At 71.7% G+C, this 20,064-nt stretch carries 16 protein-coding genes; 8 read left to right on the top strand and 8 right to left on the bottom strand.

Features of this window, described 5'->3' with window-relative positions; translation table 11 throughout:
- Window positions 1-16: 16 nt before the first annotated feature.
- Complete coding sequence (locus DEI93_RS04985) at window positions 17-1,261, bottom strand: endo-1,4-beta-xylanase (RefSeq protein WP_111120514.1); 1,245 nt, start codon at window positions 1,259-1,261, stop codon at window positions 17-19.
- Window positions 1,262-1,511: 250 nt separating this feature from the next.
- On the opposite strand from DEI93_RS04985, the gene DEI93_RS04990 reads away from it, so the two are divergent.
- Window positions 1,512-2,828 carry an LCP family protein gene (locus tag DEI93_RS04990; RefSeq protein ID WP_111120513.1) on the top strand — a complete coding sequence of 439 codons (1,317 nt, stop codon included), beginning with the start codon at window positions 1,512-1,514 and terminating at the stop codon, window positions 2,826-2,828.
- A gap of 13 nt (window positions 2,829-2,841) precedes the next feature.
- On the opposite strand, the gene DEI93_RS04995 is transcribed toward DEI93_RS04990, so the two are convergent.
- Window positions 2,842-3,873, bottom strand: a complete 1,032-nt coding sequence (locus tag DEI93_RS04995; protein ID WP_258368749.1) for a LacI family DNA-binding transcriptional regulator — start codon at window positions 3,871-3,873, stop codon at window positions 2,842-2,844.
- Between the two features lie 157 nt (window positions 3,874-4,030).
- Here DEI93_RS04995 and DEI93_RS05000 point away from each other — a divergent pair, with 157 nt between their 5' ends.
- The 4 genes from DEI93_RS05000 (at window position 4,031) to DEI93_RS05015 (ending at window position 9,869) form a co-directional block, all read left to right on the top strand.
- Window positions 4,031-5,329 (top strand): ABC transporter substrate-binding protein, encoded by a 1,299-nt coding sequence (locus tag DEI93_RS05000; protein WP_111011332.1) that lies wholly within the window; start codon window positions 4,031-4,033, stop codon window positions 5,327-5,329.
- A 22-nt stretch (window positions 5,330-5,351) separates the two neighbouring features.
- A complete protein-coding gene (locus DEI93_RS05005; protein WP_111027433.1) occupies window positions 5,352-6,365 on the top strand; it encodes a carbohydrate ABC transporter permease in 1,014 nt (337 codons plus the stop codon).
- Window positions 6,365-7,291, top strand: coding sequence for a carbohydrate ABC transporter permease (locus DEI93_RS05010; protein ID WP_111120512.1), 927 nt, complete (start codon window positions 6,365-6,367; stop codon window positions 7,289-7,291). The genes DEI93_RS05005 and DEI93_RS05010 overlap by 1 nt, the downstream gene beginning before the upstream one ends.
- A 151-nt stretch (window positions 7,292-7,442) precedes the next feature.
- Entirely contained in the window at window positions 7,443-9,869 is a 2,427-nt protein-coding gene (locus DEI93_RS05015) for a beta-xylosidase/alpha-l-arabinosidase (protein WP_111120527.1), read from the top strand.
- A gap of 127 nt (window positions 9,870-9,996) precedes the next feature.
- Here the strand turns inward: DEI93_RS05015 and DEI93_RS05020 are convergent, their stop codons facing one another.
- The 5 genes from DEI93_RS05020 to DEI93_RS05040 all read right to left on the bottom strand — a co-directional run bounded on the left by DEI93_RS05020 (window position 9,997) and on the right by DEI93_RS05040 (window position 15,449).
- Window positions 9,997-10,881, bottom strand: coding sequence for a phytanoyl-CoA dioxygenase family protein (locus DEI93_RS05020; protein ID WP_111120742.1), 885 nt, complete (start codon window positions 10,879-10,881; stop codon window positions 9,997-9,999).
- Between the two features lie 196 nt (window positions 10,882-11,077).
- The gene (locus tag DEI93_RS05025) at window positions 11,078-12,073 is read right to left on the bottom strand and encodes an acetylxylan esterase (protein ID WP_111011451.1); all 996 of its coding nucleotides are present in this window, start codon (window positions 12,071-12,073) and stop codon (window positions 11,078-11,080) included.
- Window positions 12,074-13,588, bottom strand: coding sequence for a xylulokinase (gene xylB, locus DEI93_RS05030; protein WP_111011452.1), 1,515 nt, complete (start codon window positions 13,586-13,588; stop codon window positions 12,074-12,076). It abuts the gene before it with no gap.
- Window positions 13,581-14,774: a xylose isomerase gene (gene xylA, locus DEI93_RS05035; protein ID WP_111119509.1), complete on the bottom strand. Its 1,194-nt coding sequence runs from the start codon at window positions 14,772-14,774 to the stop codon at window positions 13,581-13,583. The genes xylB and xylA overlap by 8 nt, the downstream gene beginning before the upstream one ends.
- Before the next feature lie 126 nt (window positions 14,775-14,900).
- Window positions 14,901-15,449 (bottom strand): TetR/AcrR family transcriptional regulator, encoded by a 549-nt coding sequence (locus DEI93_RS05040; RefSeq protein WP_111011454.1) that lies wholly within the window; start codon window positions 15,447-15,449, stop codon window positions 14,901-14,903.
- A gap of 80 nt (window positions 15,450-15,529) precedes the next feature.
- On the opposite strand from DEI93_RS05040, the gene DEI93_RS05045 reads away from it, so the two are divergent.
- Complete coding sequence (locus DEI93_RS05045; RefSeq protein WP_258372208.1) at window positions 15,530-16,492, top strand: ketopantoate reductase family protein; 963 nt, start codon at window positions 15,530-15,532, stop codon at window positions 16,490-16,492.
- Here the strand turns inward: DEI93_RS05045 and DEI93_RS05050 are convergent.
- A complete protein-coding gene (locus DEI93_RS05050; RefSeq protein ID WP_111011455.1) occupies window positions 16,467-17,663 on the bottom strand; it encodes an ROK family protein in 1,197 nt (398 codons plus the stop codon). The genes DEI93_RS05045 and DEI93_RS05050 overlap by 26 nt on opposite strands.
- A gap of 261 nt (window positions 17,664-17,924) precedes the next feature.
- On the opposite strand from DEI93_RS05050, the gene DEI93_RS05055 reads away from it, so the two are divergent.
- Both DEI93_RS05055 and DEI93_RS05060 read left to right on the top strand, forming a co-directional pair.
- Window positions 17,925-19,019, top strand: coding sequence for a substrate-binding domain-containing protein (locus tag DEI93_RS05055; protein WP_220037859.1), 1,095 nt, complete (start codon window positions 17,925-17,927; stop codon window positions 19,017-19,019).
- Complete coding sequence (locus tag DEI93_RS05060; protein ID WP_220035698.1) at window positions 19,016-20,062, top strand: ABC transporter permease; 1,047 nt, start codon at window positions 19,016-19,018, stop codon at window positions 20,060-20,062. Before DEI93_RS05055 ends, DEI93_RS05060 begins: the two co-directional genes overlap by 4 nt.
- The last annotated feature ends 2 nt before the right edge of the window (window positions 20,063-20,064 follow it).

Below are 20,064 nucleotides of genomic sequence, written 5' to 3' on the forward strand. Positions count from 1 at the left end.
CCGCGGGTCGGTGCGGTCAGGCAGCCGGGACGGTCAGGGCGATCCGCTGCGCGTCCGATCCGAGCGTGAAGGGCGTCGTCGTGCCGGCGAGCCGTGCCGCATAGTCGCCGCGGAAGCCGCTCACACGGACCTCACCGCGTCCGTCGGTGACGAGTTCGGTCGGTCGGAGCCACCACGCGTCGCGGACGAGGCGGCGCAGCGCGTCGTAGGAGGGCTTGGGGGAGCCGTCCGCCCGGACGAGTCCGATCGGCGCGCCGAGCCACGCGCCCGCGTCGGTGATGCCCCAGTACGTGATGGCCTCGACGGCCTCGTGCCCCACGAGGCTCCGGTAGTGCCGGTCGATCTCGTCGGCCTGCCGCGCCTCGCCCTCGGGTGTCGACGGCCATGACGGCACCTGGTGGTCGTTGAGGTCCTCGATCTCCGCGGGCATGAGTTCGCCGGACACGAGCGAGGACTCGGTCATGTGGATCGGGAGGCCGAACCGCGCGAACCGGTCGACCGTCGCGAGCATCGTGTCCTCGCCCCAGTAGCCCTGGTGCATGTGCGTCTGCAGACCGAGGGCGTCGAGCGTGATCCCCGCGTCGAGGACCTCCTCGACGAGGTGTTCGTAGTCGCTCGACAGGTCGAAGTCGTTGAGCAGGAGCCGGGCCTCCGGGTTCGTCGCACGGGCCTCCTCGAACGCCATCCGGATCATCGGCACGCGGCCCCGGGCGCGGGCGAGGGGTGTGATGGCATTGTCGCCGTTGTCGAACACCGGCATGATGACGACCTCGTTGATCGCGTCCCAGGTGTCGACGAGCCCGGCGAAGTCGGCGACCTCACGCCGGATGCGCGAGCGCTGCAGTCGCTCCACCTCGTCGAGCGGCAGGCCGAGCAGCCAGTCCGGCTGCACGGTGTGCCAGACGAGCGGATGGCCCTTGAGCGCGATCCCACGGTCGCGGAACCACCGCGCCGCGGCCCGGAGGCGCGTGGTGTCGGGCGCGCCCCGCTCCGGTTCGAACCGTCCCCAGTAGAAGGGGAGGGTCGCCGTGTTGAACACCTCGGCGTACCGCTGCGCCAGCGCCTCGGTCCCGACGTCGTCGGGCTCGCCGTTCGCCAGGCCGATGAAGTCGAAGCCGATGTTGCCGAACACGAAGGCGTGGCGGGTCTGCTCGACGGTGATCGGGACGGCGGGCTGCGGGGTGCCGGCGGCGTCGACGACGGCGAGGACGGCCTCGCCGAGCCGTGCGGCCGAGCCGGGCGGGGGGAGGGTCTCGTGCATGTCGGGCGCCTTCCGGACAGCGTCGTCAGGTTTGTTGTGGGCGAGAACATAACACGGACGGCGTGCGACGGCGTCCGGTCGCGCCGGATCCCGCGCGCCGCTCCGTCCGGCCGCGCCGGTTCCCGCGCGCGGCGGTGGGGCCGGTCGCAGCGAACCTGAGTGCCGATTCAGGGTCGCGGCGCGGCCAGCACGCTGTTCGCACCCGCTTCCGGGATGATCCTGGGACGGCACCGAACTCCGAGGGGGACGAATGGCGCGCGAACGTGCGGCAGCGAACGGCGGCATCGCACGGCACGGACGGCTCCGCCGCTCGAGCCGGGTCGCCGCCGTCCTCCGGATCCTCGCCGCCGTCGTCGCGGTCGCGGTCGTGAGTTCCGGTTCCGTCGCGGCGATCGCGACCTGGCAGGTCCTGCAGGGCGCCAAGCCCGCGGTGACGCTGGCGTTGCCGGGCGTGAGGCACGAGGCCGTCCCGACGCTCACCGCGCAGTCGGGTGAGGTCAACATGCTGCTCGTCGCCACCGACACCCGGACCGGGCAGGGCGCGGGGTTCACCGGCGCGGCGAACCAGGCCGCGAGTTCCGGGGTCGGGCACAACGACACGACGATCCTGGTCCACATCTCGCAGGACCACACGCATATGGCCGTCGTCAGCTTCCCCCGCGACCTCATGGTGCCCATCCCGGCGTGCACGAACGACGACGGCTCGGTCACACCGGCGTCCTCGAGGGCGATGCTCAACACGGCGCTCTCGCGCGGTGGGGAGCGCCACGGCCTCGCCTGCGTCGCGGGGACCATCAGCCAGCTGACCGGCGTTCCGATCTCCTACGCCGGCATGGTCACGTTCGACGGCGTCGTGCGGATGGCGGACGCGGTCGGCGGGGTCCAGGTCTGCCTCGCCACGCCGATCCACGACCACAACGTCTCCCCGGCGATCGACCTGCCCGCGGGTACCCGCTCGCTGTCGGGCGCCCAGGCCGCCGCGTTCCTCCGGTCGCGGGACGGCGTCGGCGACGGCAGTGACCTCGCGCGCATCAGCAACCAGCAGACGTTCATGTCCGCCCTCGCGCGCCAGGTCGTCTCGGCCGGGACGCTGACGAACCCCGCGAAGGTGCTCCGCCTGGCCGACACCGCGTTCCGCAGCATGACGCTCTCGGACACCCTGACGGATCCGCGGACCCTCGCGCGCCTCGCGCTGGCCGTCACGACGGTCGGCCTGTCGAACATGGTGTTCGTGCAGTACCCCGTGGTCGACGACCCCGAGGACCCGAACCGGGTCGACGTCGCGATGGACCCGGCGGGGATCCTGAACGCCGCGCTCCGTCATGACGACCCGATCGCGCTCTCGGCCGGCAGCCTCGGTCGCTCGGCCGTGGTCGACCCGAACCCGCCGAAGGCGGCCGCCCCGACCGCTCCGCCGTCGCACGCTGCGGGAGGCCCGTCCAAGCCGGCAACGGCGCCCTCGTCGGGTGCGTCCACCCCGAGCGCGCCGGCCACGACGGCGCAGCTCCCCGGGTCCGTGTCGGGGCAGAGCGCCGCCACGGTGACCTGCGCGGCCGGGCGGGACTGACCTCCCGCCCGCCTCAGCGCGTGGGGGCCGGCCCGGTGCTCGCGCGGACCACGAGCGTCGCCGGGAGCTGGACGTGCTGCGGGACGTCCTGTCCGCGGAGCAGGTTGAGGAGCATGTGCACGGCCTCGGCGCCGAGGTCGTGCAGTGGCTGCGCGACCGTCGTGAGCGGCGGGGTGGCGTTCGCGGCGAGGGGGACGTCGTCGAAGCCGACGACCGACAGGTCCTCGGGCACGCGGAGACCGAGCTCGTGCGCGACCTCGAGCACCCCGAGCGCCGAGATGTCGTTCGCCGCGAACACCGCGGTGGGACGGTCCGGACGGGTGAGGAGCGCACGGGCGACCTCGGCGGAGAGCGCGGTCTGGTACCCGCCGACGCGCACGAGCTCCGGGTCGAACGGGATGCCGGCCGCGGCGAGGGACTCCCGGTAGCCGGTCTCGCGGAGCTCGGCGGACGCCAGGTCCTCGCGGCCGCGGATGTGCGCGATGCGCCGGTGTCCGAGGCCGATGAGGTGCTCGGTCGCTGCCCGCGCACCGCCGACATTGTCGGAGTCGATCGCCGCGTGGCCCTCGGGACCGGTGTGCGGGTCGATCGACACGACCGGCACCGACGTCGACGACATGAGCGTCGTGGGCGTGACGACGATCGCGCCGTCGATGAGGGTCCCGGCGAGCCGCGACAGCGACCGGCGCTCCCAGCCCGGCCGGGTCTCGCCCGACACGAGTCCGGCGTACGCGAGGAGCTCGTACCCCGTGCCGGTCGCCGCGGACGAGATGCCCTTGAGCAGCTCGGTGGAGAACGGCTCGAACTCGGTGACGAGGATGCCGATCACGTCGGTGCGGCTCCGACGGAGGCTCCGGGCGACGAGGGAGCTCTCGTAGCCGAGGGACTCGATCACCTCGAGCACGCGCTTCGACGTCGCGGGTGCCACCCCGTCGCGCCCGTTGATGACCTTCGAGACCGTCGGCACGGACACCCCGGCCGCGCGCGCGACGTCGCTGATGGTGGCGCGCCCGGGCGGGGGAGCGGACTCTGCGACGGTCTCCACGTGCTCACCGTACCGCCCGGATCGTGCGACATGAGTCGTCGCCGCGCTCACCGAAATCGTTATCGATATCGATTGACAACGTGAGCCACGCCTGCCACGCTCTCGTCTGCGGCACTCGAAGCCGCATGTCAACGACGACTACCGAGGGGTTTCCACAATGACGAGGAAGATCAAGCTCGCGACGGCCATCGCGCTGGCCGCGGGCACCGCACTGCTCGCCACGGGCTGTTCGAGCGGCGGTTCGGACAACGCGTCGGGGAACGGCAAGGTCACCATGACCTTCTGGCACAACTCGACCACCGGCCCGGGCAAGGCGTTCTGGGCGGACACCGTCAAGGACTTCGAGGCCGCCCACCCGAACGTCACCATCAAGGTCCAGGCGATCCAGAACGAGGACCTCGACGGCAAGCTCCAGACGGCCCTCAACTCCGGCGACGCCCCCGACATCTTCCTGCAGCGGGGCGGCGGCAAGATGAAGGCCATGGTCGACGCCGGCCAGGTCATGGACATCTCCGGCTCGATCGACAAGGCCTCGAAGGCCGCGATCAACAAGGGCACGTTCGCCGGCTACGAGCAGGGCGGCAAGACCTACGCCATGCCGATCGACGTCCTGCCCGAGGGCATCTGGTACAGCCAGGACCTGTTCAAGGCCGCCGGGATCACGAGCACCCCGAAGACCATGACCGAACTGAACGCGGACATCGCCAAGCTCAAGAAGTCGGGCGTCGCACCGGTCGCCGTCGGTGCCAAGGACGCCTGGCCCGCCGCGCACTGGTACTACAACTTCGCGCTCCGGGAGTGCAGCCAGGCCACGCTGAACAAGACCGCGTCCAACCTGAAGTTCGACAGCAGCTGCTGGACGAAGGCCGGCCAGGACGTCAAGGCGTTCAACGACACGAAGCCGTTCAACAACGGATTCCTCACCACGGCGGCGCAGCAGGGCGCCGGCAGCTCCGCCGGTCTCGTCGCGAACCACAAGGCGGCCATGGAGCTCATGGGCTCCTGGGACCCGGGCGTGATCTCCTCGCTCACCCCGAACGCCAAGCCGCTGCCCGACCTCGGGTTCTTCCCGTTCCCGTCGATCTCCGGCGGCTCGGGCAAGGCCGGCGCGATGATGGGTGGCCTCGACGGCTACTCGTGCTCCGCCAAGGCGCCGAAGGTGCCCTGCACCCAGTTCCTCAACTACATCGTGACGAAGTCGAGGCAGGAGGCGTACTACAAGGCGTTCGACACCATCCCGGTGAACGAGAACGCGCAGTCCGTCGTCACCGAGCCGTACCTCAAGGACGTCCTCGCCGCGTACCAGAAGGCGCCGTACGTCTCGCAGTACCTCGACACCCTCTACGGCCAGAACGTCGGCAACGCGCTGAACACGAGCGTCGTCGACCTGCTCGCCGGCAAGGGCAGCCCGGCGGACATCGTCAAGACGACCAGCCAGGCCGCGGCCAAGGGCTGATCCCGTGTCCGCGAACACCTCCATCGCTGCGGGTCGGGTCACCGACCCGCAGCGCCCCCCGGGTGCACCGGAGGCGGGGCGGGGCGCACCACGTGCCTCCCGCCCCGCCGGCCGGCGCGGTACCCGGGCTCCGGCCGACTGGCGCAAGCGCGCCGAGATCGCCGTGCTCGCCGGACCGGCGGTCGTCGTCTTCGTCGGGTTCGTGATCCTCCCGGTCGTGCTCGCCGCCTACTACGGGTTCTTCCGCTGGGCGGGCTACGGCACCCCGACCGACTTCGTCGGACTGCACAACTACGTCGTCATCTTCACCGACAGCGCGTTCCAGTCCGTCCTGCTCCACAACGCGTTCATCGTGGTGCTGTCCCTGGTCCTCCAGGGTCCGCTGGCGATCTTCCTGGCGCTGCTCCTCAACCAGAAGATCCGCGGTCGGACGCTCGTCCGGGTGCTCGTGTTCGTGCCGTACGTGATCTCCGAGGTCATCGTCGGCACCGGCTGGAGCCTCATGCTCCAGTCGAACGGGGCGGTGAACGACCTCCTGCAGGCCATCGGCCTCGGCGGCCTGCGCGCGGACTGGCTGTCGAACCCGTCGATCGCGATCTGGACCCTGCTCCTCATCATCTCGTGGAAGTACATCGGGTTCGCCGTGATCCTGTTCCTCGCCGGGCTGCAGAGCATCCCCGAGGAACTGTTCGAGGCCGCCGCCATCGACGGTGCCGGCTACTGGCAGATCCAGCGACGGATCACCCTGCCGCTGCTCGGACCGACCATCCGCATCTGGGCGTTCCTGTCGATCATCGGGTCGCTCCAGCTGTTCGACCTCGTCTACATCATCTGGGGTCAGTACATCGCCTCGACCGCCGGGACCTCGACGATGGCGACGTACATGGTCGGGAACGGCCGCAACTCCGGCAACTACGGCTACGGGAACGCGGTCGCCGTGGTGATCTTCCTGATCTCCCTCATCGTCGCGCTCCTCTACCAGCGCTTCGTCCTGCGCCGCGACACCGCGGGCGCACTCACCGAGAGGAACGGCTGATGGCGACCACCACCATCGACGGCCGGGAGGCCCGCTCGGGCCGGTCTCGCGGCGTCCGGTCCGGCATCCCCGGCCCCGGCAGCACCCCTCCGCGACGGTCGGGCGCGGCGAACACCCACGTCAACCCGATCACCTACGTCGTCGCGATCGTCTTCATCGCGGCGAACCTCGCCCCGGTCCTCTACATCGTCCTGGGCGGCTTCCGGACGAACGCGCAGATCACGACGAGCCCCGCGGGCCTGCCGGACCCACTGCAGTTCGGGAACTACGCGAGCGTGCTCTCGAGCGGGGTGTTCTGGCAGGAACTCGGCAACTCCGCGATCACGGCGATCGCCACCACGGTCGGCGTCGTGGTCCTCGGACTCATGGTGAGCTTCGTGCTCGCGCGCTACCACTTCGCCGGACGCGGGGCGCTGTACGCGCTCTTCGCCGCGGGGCTGATGTTCCCGATCACGGTCGCGATCACCCCGCTCTACCTGCTCGTCAAGGACCTCGGCCTGACGAACAACCTGGCCGGGGTGATCCTGCCGCAGATCGCGTTCGCGCTGCCGACGACCGTGATCATCCTCGTGCCGTTCCTCCGGGCGATCCCCGACGAACTCGAGGAAGCCGCGTCGATCGACGGTGCGAGCCGGCTCGGGTTCTTCTTCCGGATGATCGTGCCGTTGTCGCTGCCGGGTGTCGTCACCACCGGGATCCTCGCGTTCATCGCGAGCTGGAACAGCTACATCCTGCCGCTGTTCATCCTCAACAACGAGGGGCAGTACACGCTGCCGCTCGGTGTGCAGGCGTTCTCGTCCCAGTACTCCGTGGACACCGCGAAGGTGCTCGCGTTCACGACGATGTCGATGATCCCGGCGCTCGTGTTCTTCACGATCTTCCAGCGCCGCATCGTCGGCGGCCTGACCGGCGCGGTGAAGGGATGAGCGCCTCCCAGCGTGCGTCGCGCACCATCCCGACCACCGGTCGCCCCACTCCGACGAAAGCGAGGAACGCGTGACCACCGCGATCCCCACCACCACCACCACCACCGACGTCGACGACCACGCCGTCGTCGCCGCGGCGACGCCCCCCGCCATGCCCACCGTGTCCGACCGGGTCCGCGCCCTGCACGCGCGGATGACCCTCGAGGAGAAGGCGGCGCAGATCGTCGGCTACTGGCTCGACCAGAACGGCGTCGTCGCGCCGATGCAGGGCGAGATGGCCGCGGGGCAGGACGCCTCGGCTCCGCTGGCGGAGGTCACCCGCGACGGCATCGGCCACTTCACCCGCGTCTACGGCACGCGACCGGTCGACGCCGAGGAACGCGCGGCGTGGCTCTGGGGCGAGCAGCGCCGCCTCAAGCGCGAGACCCGGCTCGGGATCCCCGCGCTCGTGCACGAGGAGTGCCTGACCGGGCTCGCCGCATGGCGCGCCGCGACGTTCCCCACGCCACTCGCCTGGGGCGCCGCGTTCGACCCGGAGCTCGTCGAACAGGTCGGTCGCGCCATCGGGGACTCCATGCGCGAACTCGGCGTGCACCAGGGGCTCGCGCCCGTGCTCGACGTCGTCCGTGACCCCCGCTGGGGCCGCGTCGACGAGTGCATCGGTGAGGACCCGTACCTGGTCGGGACCGTCGGTACCGCGTACGTGCGGGGGCTGCAGGACGCCGGCGTGCACGCCACGCTCAAGCACTTCCTCGGCTACTCCGCATCGCGCGCCGGGCGGAACCACGCCCCCGTGCACGCCGGGCCGCGCGAGGTCGCCGACGTGTTCCTGCCCCCGTTCGAGATGGCGGTCCTCGACGGTGGCGTCCGATCCGTCATGAACTCCTACGCCGAGATCGACGGCGTGCCCATGGCCGCGAACGGCGACTACCTGACCGGGGTGCTCCGGGAGCGCCTCGGGTTCGACGGCGTCGTCGTGGCGGACTACTTCGCCGTCGCGTTCCTCGAGGTCATGCACGGCGTCGCGGCCGACCGGGGTGAGGCGGCCGCGCTCGCGCTCGAGGCCGGCATCGACGTCGAGCTGCCGACCGGTGACGCCTACCTGCAGCCGCTCGTCGACCGCGTCCGCTCGGGCGAGTTCGACGAGGCGTACGTCGACCGTGCGGTGCTCCGCGTGCTCGCGCAGAAGGAGTCGCTCGGCCTGCTCGACGACGACGCGTACGAGGACGAGCCGCCGACGGCGATCGACCTGGACTCGCCGCGCCACCAGGCGCTCGCCCGGCGGCTCGCCGAGGAGTCGATCGTGCTCCTCCACAACGACGGCGTGCTGCCGATCGGGAGGTCCGGGGTCGACTCCGGCGCCGGTCGTCCGGCACCCGCCCGGGTCGCCGTGATCGGCCCGAACGCGGATCGGGCCGAGGCCCTGCAGGGGTGCTACTCGTTCGCGAACCACGTGCTCGCCGGTCACCCCGACCTGCCACTCGGGTTCACGATCCCGACGGTGCTCGAGGCACTGCCCGGCGCGTTCGCCGCGGCGGGCCTCGGTGCCACCGAGATCGTGCACGCCGTCGGCTGCGCGGTCGAGGGCGACGACACGACTGGCTTCGCGGAGGCCGTCGACGCGGCGGCCGCCGCCGAGCTCGCGGTCGTCGTCGTCGGCGACCAGGCCGGACTGTTCGGCCGGGGCACCGTGGGCGAGGGCAACGACTCCGAGTCACTCGAACTGCCCGGCGTGCAGCGGCAGCTCGTGGAGGCCGTGCTCGCCACCGGCACGCCGGTCGTCGTGGTCCTGCTCACCGGTCGGCCGTACGCGATCGGGTGGGCGCTCGACGGCACGGGCCCGAAGCCGGGCGCGGTGCTGCAGGCGTTCTTCCCCGGTGAGGGCGGCGGGCTCGCGATCGCCGACGTGATCACCGGTCGCGTCGCACCGTCCGGGCGTCTGCCCGTGTCGCTGCCCCGGTCCGCGGGGGCGCAGCCGTACTCGTACCTGCACCCGGTGCTCGGCGGGCCGTCGGACGTCACCGCGACGGACTCGACGCCGCTCCGGCCCTTCGGGTTCGGGCTCGGGTACACCACGGTCGCGTACTCGGACCTCGTCGTCGACCGGACCGTCGGCGCCGGGGACACGTTCACGGCCGCCGTGACCGTGACGAACACCGGTGCGACCGCGAGCGGCCACGTGGTGCAGCTGTACGGCCACGACGTCCAGGGTTCCGTGACCCGTCCGGTGGTGCAGCTGCTCGGCTACGCGCGGGTCGACCTCGAGGCGGGGGAGTCCGTCCGCGTCGCCTTCGACGTGCCGACGACGCGCTTCGCCTTCAGCGACCGCCGCATGGTCCGGGTCGTCGAGCCGGGCGACGTCGAGGTCTGGGTCGGCGATCACGCGGCGGCGTCGGCGGCCCCCGTCGACACCGAGGAGACCACGGGCGGCGTCATTGTGAACGAGAAGCAGGCCGTGGCGCAGGACCTCCCGGGTTCCGCGACGCCGCGCGCGACGCTCACGATCGCGGGGCCGGTGCACGAGGTCACGACGGCGGACGAGCGGCTCGTCGCCTGGCGGGTCGTGTCGGGCGTCTGACGCGCGGTGCCCGCCGGGCGGGCGCCGGGCCTCCGCCCCGGTTCCGCGAGATCGCAGAAGATGCCGCTTCCAAGTCATGGGGAGCGGCATCTTCTGCGATCTCGGTGGGGGGAGGTGGGCCTGGGGGTCAGGCGCCGCCCATCATGAGGCCCTCGATGTCGTGCTTCTGCACGATGGGCGTGAGCTCGTCGACCACCGGGCAGACGAGGTGGTCGCGGACCCGCTGGGGGAGCGACTCGTGGAACGCATGCGTGACGGCCATGTCGTGGTGCTCGGCGTTCCCCGCACCGGGCGCGTCGATGCCGAGCACGAGCACCGGACGCGGCTGCGACGAGAAGTTCTGCGTGCCCCGGTGGATCGTGAGCGCGGACCGGGCCGCGATGTCACCCATGTTCGGGTACTTGCGGACGGCACGCTCGGCGTAGCGCGGCGCGAAGGACGCTGGCGGGAACATCTCGTGGTCGAACTCGGGCGAGAGGTCCCACTGCGTGCCGAGGGCGATCTCGAACGGGCCCATCTCGTCGACCGTGTCCACCGCCGTGAGGTTGAAGGCGAGGGACGTCAGCCGCCGGTCCTCACGCGTCGCCTCGGGCATCCGGAAGTCGCGGTGCCACGGCTGGTTCTTCGCACCCGGGAACGGGATGTCGAAGCCGAGCTCGACGATCTGGTACTCCGGCCCGAGGACCGCCTCGCTGAGCTCGCGCACCCACGGGTGGTCGACGATGTCGACCCAGCCGCGGAGCTGCTCGGGGTGGATCTCGACGTAGTAGCGGCGCGGACCGCGGCCCATCGTGCCGCCCTTCCGCGCGAGGGCCTGGTGGAACGCGACGTACACGTCCTCGGCCATGTCGGTCGCCCACTCGCGGGAGAAGGCGCCCTTCTTGCCGATCGTGCCGTCGGTGTAGAGCGCGCGCACGGCCTCCGCGATCTCGGGCGAGGCGCCCTCGGGAACGGGGATCCGGTCGGGGCCCCCGAGGCTGATGTCCTCGAGGTCGGTGCTGGTGTCGGTCATCGTCGTCCTTCCGCCGTCGCCCTCGCCGTCGAGGGCACGTCAGCAGTATCGTCCTCCGACCCTGCCGGGCTCCTCCGGTCATCCGCGAGATCGCACTTGTTGCCGCTCTGGACAGCGCCAGAACGGCAACAAGTGCGATCTCGCGGAGGAGGGGAGGAGGGGGAGGCGGAGGAGGGGGAGGCGGGGACGAAGCGGGCTAGAGGTGCGCCGCCAGGAACCTCGCCTGCTTCGGCCAGTGGTGCCCACCGCCGCCCTCGTGCCCGTTGTACGGGTAGACCTCGATCACGGCGTCCTCCGACGCGAGCGCGTTGAACGCCGCGAACGTGGTGCGGGGCGGCACGATCTCGTCCATGAGCGCCACGGAGAACAGCGCCGGTGCCGTGATCCGCTTGGCGAAGTTGACGCCGTCGAGGTAGCTCGCCGTCGTCCACACCGCCTCGGCGTGGTCGCGGTGCACGGCGAGGTAGCGCACGAGCTCCTGGTACGGGTCGCTCACCGCCACCTCGGCGCCGTGCTCCCAGTCGGCCAGGAACGCGACGTCGGGCATGACCGCGACGACGCCGTCCCCGTGCGACTCGGCGAGGGCCGCGGCGGCGATCGCGATGCCGCCGCCCTGGCTCCCGCCGGTGACCGCCACCCGCGCCGGATCGACGAACGCGAGCGTCCGCACCGCGTCGACGAGCCGCAGGGCATCCGTGTGGACACGCCGGTAGAAGTGCTCGTGCGGATCGAGGATCCCGTTCGTCATCCACCCCGCGACCTGCCCGTTCGACGCGTGCGGGTCCGGCGTGTCACCGCCGTTGCCCCAGCCGCTGCCCTGTCCGCGCGTGTCCATGACGACGTGGACGTACCCGGCGAGGGCCCACTGCACGCGCTCGCCCGGCAACCCGCGGCCACCGTTGTAGCCGAGGTACTCGACGACCACCGGGAGCCGCTCGTCCCGCGGCCGGCGTGGACGGGTGACCCACGCCCGGACCGGCTCGGCCGCGAAGCCGGGGAACGCCAGGTCCTCGACGACGAACTCGGTGATCGGCGTGCTGGCCGGCGTCAGGACGGGCCCGACGCCCGCCGTCGTCGCGGCCTGCCGCGCTTCCGCGATCGTCGTCCGCCAGAACGCGTCGAAGTCGTCCGGCTCGCGCACCACCGGCCGGTACGCGCGGAGTTCGGCGAGCGGGAGGTCCGTGAACGGCATCTACAGGCTCCTGCGGTACGCGGCGAGCACCTCCGGCCGCGGATCGGCCGGGATCGTGTCCGCCGCGAGCGGCCAGTCGGGCAGCGCACCGCCGAGCACCCACGCGGCCTGCCGCGCGGCGCCCGCGGCCACGTACTCACCGGGGTCGGGGATGAGCACGTCGCGCCCGAAGACCTGCGCGGCGATGGTCCGCACGGCGGGGTTCTGCGCGGCCCCGCCGATGAGGAACAGGCGCTCCACGCGGGTCCCCGTGCCCTCGACGGCAGCGAGACCGTCGGCGAGGGCGCACAGCATGCCCTCGACGGCGGCACGTGCCAGGTACGGGCGCGTGGTCGTCAACGGGGTCATGCCGAGCAGCGAGGCGGTGGCGTCGGGCCGGTTCGGGGTGCGCTCGCCGACGAAGTACGGCACGAGCACGAGCCCGCCGGCGCCGGCCGGGGCCTCGAGCGCGAGCGCGCCGAGTTCGCCGTGGTCCGCGCCGAGCAGCCCACCGATCACCTCGAGCACACGCGCTGCGTTGAGCGTCGTGACGATCGGGAGGCGCGCCCCCGTCGCGTCGGCGAACCCCGCCACGGTCCCGCTCGGGTCCGCCAGGGAGGCCGTGGTGACGCCGAACACGGTGCCGGACGTGCCGAGGGACACGGCGACGTCGCCCGGCCCGAGGCCGAGGCCGAGTGCGGCCCCGGCGTTGTCCCCGGTGCCCGGGCCGACCACGAGACCGGCGTGCGCGACGGCGCCACCGGGGAGTGCGACCTCCCGGTCGAGCGTGCCCATGGCGGCGGACGGCTCGACGACGCGGGGGACGACCACCGCGTCGCCGCCGTCCGTCGCGGTGCCCGGCCGGGCCTCCCGGAGCACCCGCCCGAGCGCCCGCTCGAACAGGTCGGCGTCGTAGGCGCGGCGGGCCGGGTCCCAGTAGGCGGTGCCGCTCGCGTCCGACGCGTCGGTCGCGAGTGCGTCGAGGTCCGGTCCGAGCGGGCTCTCGTCCGCGGGGCCGTAGCCGCGGAGGCGCCAGGACAGCCAGTCGTGGGGGAGCGCGACCGCGGCCACCCGGGCGGTGTTGTCGGGTTCGGTGTCGCGGAGCCACCGGAGCTTGGTCGCCGTGAACGAGGCGACCGGGACGAGGCCGGTGCGCTCGACCCACTGCTCCGGGCCGAGCTCGTCGACGAGGTCGGCCGCGGCACCGGCGCTGCGGGTGTCGTTCCACAGGAGCGCGGGGCGGATCACCCGGCCGTCGGCGTCGAGCACGACCATGCCGTGCTGCTGCCCGCCGACGGCGATCGCGGCGACGTCGTCGAGCCCGCCGGCGTCGGTGATCGCCGCGCCGAGGGCGTCCCACCACGCGGCGGGGTCGACCTCGGTGCCGTCCGGGTGGCTCGCACGACCGGAGCGGACCACCCGGCCGCTGCGGGCCTCCCGGATGACGACCTTGCAGGACTGCGTGGACGAGTCGACCCCGGCGACGAGGAGGTCCTCGTCACCGGGGTCGGTCGTGCTGGCGAGCGACTCAGCCACGCGCGCCCATGAGGTGCTCGAGGGTGAGCTGCTGCAGCTTGACGAAGCCGAAGCCCTTGCCGCCGAAGTACGCGTCGGCGTCGAAGTCCTCGAAGGCCGAGCGGTCGGCGAGGAAGTCGTCGTACGACTCGCCCTCGTTGAGCGTCGGGGTGCGGAGCTCGGCGACCTTCGACGCCTCGAGCGCCGCCTGCACCTCGGGGTCCGCGCGGAACGCCTGCGCGCGCTCCTTGAGGAGCAGGTACATGCGCATGTTCGCGGCGGCGGAGTCCCAGACACCGTCGAAGTCCTCGGTGCGGCTCGGCTTGTAGTCGAAGTGGCGCGGGCCGTCGTACGCCGGGCCACCCTGCGGTGCGCCGTGCTCGAGGAGGTCGACGAGCGAGAACGCGTTCTGCAGGTCGCCGTGCCCGAACACGAGGTCCTGGTCGTACTTGATGCCGCGCTGGCCGTTGAGGTCGATGTGGAAGAGCTTGCCCTGGTAGAGCGCCTGGGCGATGCCCGCGGTGAAGTTGAGGCCGGCCATCTGCTCGTGCCCGACCTCGGGGTTGATCCCGAACAGCTCCGGGCGCTCGAGGGTCTCGGTGAACGCGATCGCGTGCCCGAGGGTGGGCAGGAGGATGTCGCCGCGGGGCTCGTTCGGCTTCGGCTCGATCGCGAACCGGATGCCGTAGCCCTTGTCGGTGACGTAGTCGGCGAGGAGGTTGACGGCCTCGCGGTAGCGCTCGAGCGCCGCCTGGACGTCCTTGGCGGTGTCGTACTCGGCGCCCTCGCGACCACCCCACATGACGAACGTCGTCGCACCGAGCTTGGCGGCGAGGTCGATGTTGCGGAGGACCTTGCGGAGGGCGAACCGGCGGACCTGCCGGTCGTTCGAGGTGAACCCGCCGTCCTTGAACACCGGGGCGCTGAAGAGGTTCGTCGTGACCATCGGCACGACGAGGCCGGTGGACTCGAGCGCGCCCTTGAGGCGGTCGATCTGCTTCTGGCGCTCGGCGTCCGTCGAGCCGAAGGCGAACAGGTCGTCGTCGTGGAACGTCAGGCCGTAGGCGCCGAGCTCGTCGAGCTTCTCGACGGCCTCGACGACATCGAGCGGGGGACGGGTCGGACCGCCGAACGGGTCGGTGCCGTTGTACCCGACGGTCCAGAGACCGAACGAGAACTTGTCGTCGCGGGTGGGCTTCGTTGCCATGGTGCGCTCCTGAAGGGGTTTGTTGTGAGTCACAACGTATTGCACGACGGACGGGTCCGCAAGGGCGCGCGGCGCGTCGGCTCCTGACCCATCACAGGCCCTCTGGCGCGTCGCCTCGCCGCTCGGTCAGCGGGCCTCCAGTCCGCGGATGACGAGTTCCGCGACGGAGCGGGCCTCCATCGCCCAGTCGGGGCGGTCGATCGCGGAGCCGATGCCGTGGAGTGCGATCATCACCGCGCCCGGGGTCACGTCGTCGCGGATGGTGCCGTCAGCGGCCGCGCGGGCCATGAGGTCCGCGACGGTGCGCTCGAGTTCGCTCCCACCCTCGGCCTGCGTCGCTGGGGTGACGAGGGCGGCGAAGGCGCGCGCGAGGGCGACGTGCTCGATCACGTGGTCCACGAACGCGCGGAGGAACCCGACGAGCCGTTCGCCGGCCGGCCGCGATGCGTCCCGGGCACGCTCGCACAGCGCCGCCACTTCGCCCTGGTAGACCGCGGCGGCCAGTGCCTCCCGTGTGGGGAAGTGACGGTAGAGCGTCCCGACCCCGACGCCAGCCCGCTCCGCGAAGTCGTCGAACCGGATCTGTTCGTCGTGCTCGAACACCGATCGCGCGGCCGCGACGATGGCGTCTCGGTTCCGGCGCGCGTCAGCGCGCAGGGCCCGCTCCTCGGCCATGTGCCCTCCCGGTTGACGAACTGGAGACGACCTCCGTATCGTCCAGACCGGAGATCGTCTCCACGTTAGTGATCGGAGGCATGATGCGGATCCTCATGGTCGGGCGGGGCGTCATCGCGACGATCCACGGCCAGGTGCTCCAGGAGGCCGGGCACCATGTCGAGTTCCTCGTCCGCCCGGGCCGGACTCGCGAGTACGGGGCCCACGTCCGCACGGATCTCGTCGACGGCAGGCAGGGACTGCTCGGCCGACGGCGGCGCACCACGTTCGCGACCCGGCTGCGCGAGTCCGTCGAGCCGGGGGACGGCTTCGATCTCGTCGTGCTCAGTGTCGGGCACCATCGTCTGCGGGAAGCCGTGGCGTCCCTGGCTCCGGTGGTCGGCTCGGCCACGGTGCTGGTCCTGGGCAACGTGTGGGACGACCCCGTCGCCGCGGTGGCTCCGCTCCCCGCGGATCAGGTGGTGTTCGGGTTCCCCGGCGCAGGCGGGGGATTCGACGGCGACGGCGTCCTGCACGGCGCGCTGCTCCGTTCGGTCGTGCTCGGCTCGAGCGGGACGCCGGGCGATCGACGGGCACCCGAGGTGCGGACGACGTTGCAGCAGGCGGGACTCGTGGTCCGGGACGAGCCGGACATGCGCGGATGGCTGTGGTCGCACTTCGTCATGGACGCGGGCATGTTCTCCCAAGCGCTGACGAGCGGCGGCCTGGCGGCCATGATCGGAGATCGCCGCGCGCTTCGCGGGGCGTTCCTGACGAGCCGGGAGCTCCTCCCGGTCCTCGCGGCGCGGGGGGTCGACATCGGGCGCCACCGCGGCGCGACGACGCCCGCTCGGTTCCCCGGGATGTCGGCCGCATCGGCGGCGTGGGCCACCCGCCTGCTCCCGATCGCACGGGCGAGCCTGGCAGCACACACCGATCCCCACGCGGCGGAGCCCCGTGCCGTGCTGGAGGACATGCTCGCCACCGCACGTGCGCTCGGCATCGCGACCCCGCGGCTGGAGCGGTCGGCCGAGGGGCTCAGCCCAGCGTCGGCAGCTCGGTGAGCACGTGCTCGAGCGGCAGCGACGCCGCACCGATGAGCAGGATGTCCGCGCCGAGCTCCGCCCGTCGGATCTGCACGTCGGGGACGAGCGGCGCGAGCAGGTGCGCGTCGAAGGCGCTGCGGAGGCGTGGACCGTCTGCCGCCGCGAGGGCTGCCAGGAACCCGCCGAGGACGATCCGCTCCGAGCCGAGCACGTTCACGACGCTCGCGAGCGCGATCGCGAGGGTGTCGATCTGGCGCTCGACCTCCGCGACCACGGCGCTCGACCGGCTGCTGCCGCCCTCGGTCGCGGCGAGGAGCATCCGCTCGAAGGTGTCGGGGTCGGGTTCGCGCACGTCGAGCACCGCGGCGAGCCGAGCCCGGGTCACCGCGGCCTCGAGGGTCCCGACCAGGCCGGCGCTGTCCCGCGACCCGTCCGTCCGGATCGACACGTGGCCGATCTCGCCGGCGTGGCCGCTCGCGCCGAGCAGCGGCACGCCGCCCGTGACGATCCCACCGCCGATGCCGCTCGCCCCGCCGTTGACGTAGAGCAGGTCGTCCGCCCCCCGGCCGGCGCCGAACACCCACTCGGCCGCGGCCCCGAGCGAGGCCTCGTTCGCGGCGCGGACCGGCATGTCCAGCGCCGAGGCGAGCTGGGCGGCGAGTGGGACGTCGTGCCAGTCCAGGTGCGGCGCCAGGCGGACGACCCCGTCGGCGACGCGCACGAGCCCGGGGACGGCGACGCCCGCGCCCACGACCACGGCACCAGGCGGGAGGTCCGCGCGGATGGCGGCGACGGCCTCCTGGGCGATGGAGGCGACGCGTTCCGGTGTCGGAGGCTGGTCCACGTCGACACGGACGCGCCGGACCACACGGCCGCCGAGCAGCACCGCGGCGACCCGGACGGCGTCGATCTCGGGGTGCACGGCGATCCCGACCGCCCGGTCGGCGGGGCGGACCGTGGGGCTCGGACGGCCGACCGATCCCGCGCCACGGACCTCGTCCTCGATCACGAGCCCGCGGTCGACGAGCTCGCCGACCAACCCGGCGACCGTCGAGCGGTTGAGGCCGCTGAACCGGGTCAGGTCGCTCCTGGTGGCGGGCGTGGCGTGCACACGACGGAGCAGCGACGTGAGGTTCTGGTGACGTCCCAGGTCCTTCCGCCGCGCCTGCGATGCGCTCGCTTCCGCCATCCCGTGATCGTAGCGACCGCGCCCGACCGGGCACCGACATCGTTTTCGTTCGGCGATCGGGCCTTCTTCGGGGGACAAGCTGGGTGAGCGCTGTTCACGAACCATCGGATGGGAACGTTCGCTCAGCTTTCTTGACCGCCCGGAGAGACCGGGTCTAGGAATGCCCCAATCCGTGGCACCGAAGCGCGGGGGGAGACGCGTCGGACACCGACGACGTCCTCGTCGTCGGTGCCGCACGCAGCCCGATACGAGGAGGTATCCGTGGAAGACGACGCGGTCGAGAACGCAGTTGCGGCGATGGGGGCCGGGCCTGGCCCGAGCCGGAGGGGACTGGTCCGCGGAGCGGGACTGGCAGGTGCCGCCGCGTTGGCGTCGGGCCTGCTGTCGTTCTCCGGCGGGGACATGGCGAGCGCGGCCGGGAAGGCAGGGAACTTCCCGTCGACGCCCGGGTTCAAGTTCGTGTTCATCAACCACGTGACCACGAACACGTTCTTTCAGGCCACGCAGTACGGACTCGCCGACGCCGCCTCGATGCTCGGCCTGCCGAAGCCCCAGTGGACCGGCTCGGAGACCTCGAACGTGTCGCAGATGGTCAGCGCGTTCAACACCGCGGTCAGCGGCGGCGTCGACGGCATCGCCGTGTCACTCGTCGACAAGACCGCCTTCAACGAGCCCGTCAAGAAGGCGCTCGCCGCGGGGATCCCCGTCGTGTCCTACAACGCGGACGTCACCGGGAACGCGCGGCTCAACTACATCGGCCAGGACCTGTACGCGTCGGGGCAGGCCGCCGGCGAGCACATCGCGAAGCTCCTGCCGAACGGCAGCAAGATCGCGATCTTCATCGCGACGCCGGGTGCCCTCAACATCCAGCCGCGAGCGGACGGTGCGATCGCGGCGCTCAAGGCCGCGAACAAGGGGTTCCAGGTCAAGCAGATCGCCACCGGGGCCGACGAGGGCAAGGAGCAGAGCGCGATCGACGCGTTCTACACCGGGAACAAGGACTACAAGGGCCTGTTCGCGGTCGATGCGGGCAGCACCCAGGGCGTCGCGAACGTCATGAAGAAGTACGACCTGGCATCGCAGGGCTACAAGGGCGGCGGGTGGGACCTCCTGGCCTCCACCGAGAAGTCGATCCGCCACGGCATCCTCAGCTTCACGATCGACCAGTCCGCGTACCTGCAGGGGTTCCTGCCGACGCTGTACCTGTACCTGTACAAGCTGTCGGGCACGCTCGTCGCACCACCGCTCACCGACACCGGCCTCAAATTCGTCACGAAGAAGAACGTGAAGCCGTACCTCAAGTCGACGAACCGGTTCGAGGGCAGCTCGTCCGTTCAGAAGTACCTCACGTCGTGAGCGACGACGCCATCGGCCTCCAGACGGAGTCGCCCACCCCGGCACCCATGTCGTCCGCACCCCGACCGGCTCGCCGCGGCCTCCGCGGCGGGCCGCTCGGGGGTGTGCTCCGGATCCGCGAGTTCTCGGTGCTCGTCGTCGACGTCGCGCTCATCATCTACTTCGCCGCGACGAACCACGCGTTCCTGACGGGGTCGAACATCGGCAACATCGCGAACTTCCTCAGCGCGGCGGCGATCATCGCGGCGGGCGAGGTGTTCCTGCTCATCTGCGGCGAGATCGACCTGTCCGCGGGCATGACGTTCGCGCTGACGCCGATCCTCATGGTGACGTTCGCCGACGCGATGCCGCTGTGGACGGCGCTCCTGCTGGCGCTCGTCGTCGCGACGCTCATCGGGTTGTTCAACGGGGTCGTGAACCAGTACCTCAAGCTGCCGTCGTTCATCGCGACGCTCGGGACGCTGTACGGCCTGCACGGCGTGGCCCTCGCCATCGCGGGGAGCACACCGCTGCCGGCCCCCACGAAGGGCGCGCTCGTCGCGGTGTTCGGCGGGTACCAGTGGTCCGAGCTCGTCTGGGCGGTGCTCATCGTCATCGTCATGCAGGTCGTGCTGACGAGCACCCGGTCGGGCGTGCACACGATCGCCACGGGCGCGAACCTCGTCGGCGCCTCCGAGGCGGGCATCGCGGTCCGGCGCGTCAAGATCCGGGCGTTCATGCTCACGTCGCTGTTCGCCGGGCTCGCCGGCATCCTCGACGGCACGAACATCGCCAAGTCGTTCGACCCCAACGCGGGCGGCAACGACCTCATGTTCATGGCGATCGCGGCCGCGGTGCTCGGCGGGACGTCGCTCATCGGCGGCTCCGGCACCGTCGTCGGCGCCTTCCTCGGTGCGCTGCTCCTGGCCGTGCTCCAGGACGGCTTCAACATCGAGGGCATCTCCGCCACCACGTTCGTCATCGTCGAGGGCGCGGCGATCCTGCTCGCGATGATCCTCAACATCTACCTCGCGCGCTTCCGGCAGCGAGCGAAGGAGCAGTAGCC

This window comes from Curtobacterium sp. MCBD17_035 (genome assembly GCF_003234815.2).
Taxonomy (GTDB): Bacteria; Actinomycetota; Actinomycetes; order Actinomycetales; family Microbacteriaceae; genus Curtobacterium.

Excerpts from the sequence above, each read along its gene's own strand:
- DEI93_RS04985 (WP_111120514.1), bottom strand. The coding sequence starts at position 1,261 with ATGCACGAGACCCTCCCCCCGCCCGGCTCGGCCGCACGGCTCGGCGAG.
- DEI93_RS04990 (WP_111120513.1), top strand. The coding sequence starts at position 1,512 with ATGGCGCGCGAACGTGCGGCAGCGAACGGCGGCATCGCACGGCACGGA.
- DEI93_RS05000 (WP_111011332.1), top strand. The coding sequence starts at position 4,031 with ATGACGAGGAAGATCAAGCTCGCGACGGCCATCGCGCTGGCCGCGGGC.
- DEI93_RS05010 (WP_111120512.1), top strand. The coding sequence starts at position 6,365 with ATGGCGACCACCACCATCGACGGCCGGGAGGCCCGCTCGGGCCGGTCT.
- DEI93_RS05015 (WP_111120527.1), top strand. The coding sequence starts at position 7,443 with ATGCCCACCGTGTCCGACCGGGTCCGCGCCCTGCACGCGCGGATGACC.
- DEI93_RS05020 (WP_111120742.1), bottom strand. The coding sequence starts at position 10,881 with ATGACCGACACCAGCACCGACCTCGAGGACATCAGCCTCGGGGGCCCC.
- DEI93_RS05025 (WP_111011451.1), bottom strand. The coding sequence starts at position 12,073 with ATGCCGTTCACGGACCTCCCGCTCGCCGAACTCCGCGCGTACCGGCCG.
- xylA (WP_111119509.1), bottom strand. The coding sequence starts at position 14,774 with ATGGCAACGAAGCCCACCCGCGACGACAAGTTCTCGTTCGGTCTCTGG.
- DEI93_RS05040 (WP_111011454.1), bottom strand. The coding sequence starts at position 15,449 with ATGGCCGAGGAGCGGGCCCTGCGCGCTGACGCGCGCCGGAACCGAGAC.
- DEI93_RS05045 (WP_258372208.1), top strand. The coding sequence starts at position 15,530 with ATGATGCGGATCCTCATGGTCGGGCGGGGCGTCATCGCGACGATCCAC.
- DEI93_RS05050 (WP_111011455.1), bottom strand. The coding sequence starts at position 17,663 with ATGGCGGAAGCGAGCGCATCGCAGGCGCGGCGGAAGGACCTGGGACGT.